1 protein-coding gene and 2 pseudogenes are annotated in these 3033 nt (G+C 69.4%); all 3 read left to right on the top strand.

The genetic code is table 11. The features are described 5' to 3' along the window. Positions 1-581 (top strand): annotated as a pseudogene (locus I0Q12_RS04740) (hypothetical protein); the annotation flags it as partial. After that, complete coding sequence (locus tag I0Q12_RS04735) at positions 575-1996, top strand: glycosyltransferase (protein WP_197250853.1); 1422 nt, start codon at positions 575-577, stop codon at positions 1994-1996. The pseudogene I0Q12_RS04740 and the gene I0Q12_RS04735, both read left to right, overlap by 7 nt. Beyond that, positions 1993-3033 (top strand): annotated as a pseudogene (locus tag I0Q12_RS04730) (ABC transporter); the annotation flags it as partial. The gene I0Q12_RS04735 and the pseudogene I0Q12_RS04730, both read left to right, overlap by 4 nt.

The raw sequence follows: 3033 nt of genomic DNA, 5'->3' as shown, positions 1-3033 counted from the left end.
CCGGCGAACCGGTCCTCGTGGTGCCCGCCGGCTGGTACGAGACCGCGATCGTCGACTACGACTGGCAGCGCCGCTTCTACGGGCGCACCGCCACCCTGCACCGGCAGATGCTGCGCGCCACCGAACCCGACCCCCGCTGGGACGAACTGTCCCGACCCCGGTCCGTGGCCGTGCAGACGCTCACCGCCGCGAACCCGGCACTGTTCCAGGTGAACCCGGTCGAAACGAGCTTCGACCTGAGCCGCGCGCGGGTCGGACCCAAACGGTTCGTCGACCTCGGCCACGGCGTCGAGGCTCAGTACTTCACCGTCGCCGACGACGACCTGCTGCTCACCTGGAGCCTGCTGTCGTTCACCTGGACCCGCGGCGACACGGCCCAGCGGGTCACGCTCCTGACCGTCGACAACCACGAACACGACGCCGTCTTTCCCGCGGCCGAACCGAACATGGCATCCAACCTGGGCCGCCTGCTGACCGTGTTCCTCCGCGGCGGCCATGCCCTCACCGACACCGAATCCGAGGACAAGGACGTGGACCTGCTGACCGCACTGGGCCGAGAACTCGTGGCCGCACAATGGTGACCGCCGAATTCCGCAGCGCCGCACTGCACGACGCCGTCAACGGGCTGCGGGAGAACAATCCCGCGGCGTCGGCGGCCGTCCCGTTCGTGCCGTGGCAGAAACGCACCGCCCTGACGGCGTTGGTCGTCGGCCTCGTCGCGGTGCTCGTGTGGCCGGTCCCGGCACTGATCGCGGCGACCGCCCTGTGCACCCTCGGCTACATCGCCACCATGGCCGACCGGCTGCTGCTGCTCTCCCGCGGCCTCGCCCGCGACGCCATCATGACCGTCACCGACGACGAAGCCCTCGCGGTCACCCAAGCCGACCTGCCCACCTACACGGTGCTCGTGCCCGCCTACAACGAACCCGAAGTCGTCGGCGACCTCATCGCCGCGATGTCCTCGCTCGTCTATCCCGCCGACAAACTGCAGGTGCTGCTGCTCCTCGAAGAGGACGACACCGTTACGATCGACGCCGCGGAAGCCGCCGGCATGGGGGACAGCATCGAGATCCTGAAGGTCCCCGCCGCCGACCCCCGCACCAAACCGAAAGCGTGCAACTACGGACTGCACTTCGCCACCGGCGAGATCGTCACCATCTTCGACGCCGAGGACCGCCCCGACCCGCTGCAACTGCGGCGCGTCGCCGTCGCCTTCGCCCGCCTCGACGACGACGTCGCCTGCGTCCAGGCCAAACTCGCCTTCCACAACGGATCCCAGAACATGCTCACCGCGTGGTTCACCGCCGACTACGCCCTGTGGTTCTCGTTCATCCTGCCCGGGCTGATGCGCTCGCGGTCCCCGATCCCGCTCGGCGGCACCTCCAACCACATCCGCCGGTCCGTCCTCGACGAGATCGGCGCGTGGGACCCGTTCAACGTCACCGAGGACGCCGATCTCGGAGTGCGCATCGCCGCCTCCGGGCTGCGCACGGCAGTCCTCGACTCGACGACCCTCGAGGAAGCCAACCCCGACCCGATCAACTGGATCCGCCAACGCTCCCGCTGGTACAAGGGATACCTGCAGACCTGGCTGGTGCACATGCGCGACCCGATCGCCCTGTGGCGCGGCATCGGCACCGTCGGCATGCTGCGCTTCACCGCCCTGCTCGCCGGCACCCCGATCGTCGCCTGCCTGAACATGATCTTCTGGATGATCACGGCGAGCTGGCTGCTCGGGCAACCCGGCATCGTCCAGCAGATCTTCCCCTGGTACGTGTACTTCCCGGCCCTCGTCTCGCTGCTGTTCGGCAACTTCGCCGTGCTCTACATGAACCTCGTGGCCTGCCGGGAGACCGGAAACGCCCGCCTGTGGGTCTCGTGCCTGACGGTGCCGCTGTACTGGCTGCTGATGTCCGTCGCCGCGATCAAGGGCACCTACCAGCTCGTCAAGGACCCCTCCTACTGGGAGAAGACCTTCCACGGGTTGTCGTCGTGAAACACACCGGAACCCGCCTGTTCTGGGCGGCCACCATCCTCTACCTGGTGATCGGGACGTGGCTCGCCGTGGACGTCCAGTACCTGCAGGGCGACGCCCTGAGCCGGGTCTCCGCCACCCGCGCAGTACTGTTCAGCCGCGACCCGCACCTCGCGGCGATCGGATTCGTCTTCACCCCGCTCACCGCCCTGGCGCAGCTCCCCGTCGTCGCGCTCTCCGAATGGTGGCCGCAGATCACCCGATGGGGCCTGTCCGGGGTGCTGATGTCGGCGCCGTTCATGGCCGGCGCCGTCGTCCAGATCCACGGCATCGCCGCCGACCGCGGCTGCCCCACCTGGCTGCGCTGGGCCGTGACCGCGACCTTCGCCCTCCACCCGATGATCCTGTACTACGGCGCCAACGGCATGAGCGAAGCACCGTTCCTGATGCTGCTGTGCTGGGCACTGCGGCGACTGATCCGCTGGTTCACCACCGACGACGTGCACGACCTCGTGTTCGCCGGTCTCGCACTCGCCCTGGCCTATCTGGCCCGCTACGACGCCCTGGCCGCGGCCGCCGCCGCCACCGCCCTCGTCGTGGCGGTGGTGTGGTTCCGTCGCGGCGACCCGCGCGCGGCGCTGCTCGACGGGATCGTCGTCGCGCTGCCGACTGCCCTGGCCTTCGCCGTGTGGGCGGCCACCAGCTGGCTCATCACCGGTCAGGCCCTGCAACAGTTCTCCTCGCAATACGGCAACGCGGCCATCCTCGACCAATCCGGCGGCGGATCGGACGGGGGAGCGGCGGCCCTGGCCTTCTCCGTTGCCGAAATCATCGGGCTGGCACCGGCGCTGGTGCTGCTGCTTCCGGTGGTGGCGGTGCTCGCCGGGCGCCGCCGCGACCCCGAACCGCTCGCGGCGGTGATCCTGCTCGCGGTGCTCGGATTCGCGACCCTGGCCTACTTCCGCGGCCTCACGTTCCCGTTCCTGCGCTTCTACCTGTGCGCCGTGCCGCTGCTCGCCGTCACCGTGGTGTTCCTCGCCCCCCGCGCGGGACAGCCC

The organism is Rhodococcus sp. CX, assembly GCF_015865005.1.
Lineage (GTDB): Bacteria > Actinomycetota > Actinomycetes > Mycobacteriales > Mycobacteriaceae > Rhodococcus.
Note: the sequence above shows the minus strand (reverse complement) of the source record. Positions and strands in the feature narration are given on the sequence as shown.

Coding starts and splice junctions, on each gene's coding strand:
- I0Q12_RS04735 (WP_197250853.1), top strand. CDS start 575: ATGGTGACCGCCGAATTCCGCAGCGCCGCACTGCACGACGCCGTCAAC.